This window comes from Methylobacterium sp. BTF04 (assembly GCF_010692745.1).
In the GTDB taxonomy this organism is placed as follows: Bacteria; Pseudomonadota; Alphaproteobacteria; order Rhizobiales; family Beijerinckiaceae; genus Methylobacterium.
In genome coordinates this window covers 1-781 of record NZ_JAAHTB010000218.1, presented here as the reverse complement: position 1 = coordinate 781, position 781 = coordinate 1, and the positions used below count along the sequence as shown (strand labels likewise).

The 781-nt window shown below is 66.6% G+C and carries 1 pseudogene; it reads left to right on the top strand.

Annotated features, from left to right (window positions below):
• Positions 1–726, top strand: a pseudogene (locus tag G3T14_RS24410) (transposase); the annotation flags it as partial.
• Between the last annotated feature and the right edge of the window lie 55 nt (positions 727–781).

Below are 781 nucleotides of genomic sequence, written 5' to 3'. Positions count from 1 at the left end.
AGCCTTGGCCGCTTGATCCAAACCAAACAGCCTCCGGGAAACCCGGGGCGGTTCAATGCCCTCGTGGATGCCCTGGATCTTGGGGCGCTCGGCTTCGAGGGCACCGATGCGGCACGGACGGGACGACCGGGCTACCATCCGGCCGCACACTTGAAGCTTTACGTCTACGGCTATCTCAACCAGGTTCCGTCGAGCCGACGTCTGGAGCGGGAAGCGGGCTGGAACGTCGAGGTCCTGTGGCTGACGGGCCGGCTGTCGCCCGACCATAAGACGATCGCCGAGTTCCGCCGGCAGAACGGACCTGCCATCGGGCGCGTCTGTGCCCGCTTCGTCGCCTTGTGCCGCGAGATGGGTCTTCTAACGGGGACGCGCGTCGCGATCGACGGCTCGAAGTTCAAGGCGGTCAACAACCGCGACCGCAACTTCACGCAAGGCAAGCTCGACCGGCGGCGCCAGCAGATCGAGGAGAGCGTGTCGCGCTATCTCTCGCAACTCGACACGGCCGATCGTCAGGATCCCACACCCGAACTGGCCGCCAAGGTGGTGCGGCTGAAGGAGAAGATCGCCCGCCTCGGGCAGGAGATGGAGCGGCTGGCTGGCCTGGAGGAGCAGATGAAGGCGGCGCCCGACCGGCAGATCTCGCTGACCGATCCCGACGCGCGCTCGATGGCAACGAGCGGGCGCGGGTCGGGCTTGGTGGGCTACAACGTCCAGGTAGCGGTCGAGTGAACCGCCCCGGGTTTCCCGGAGGCCATTTGGTTTGGGTCAGGCGGCCAAGGCT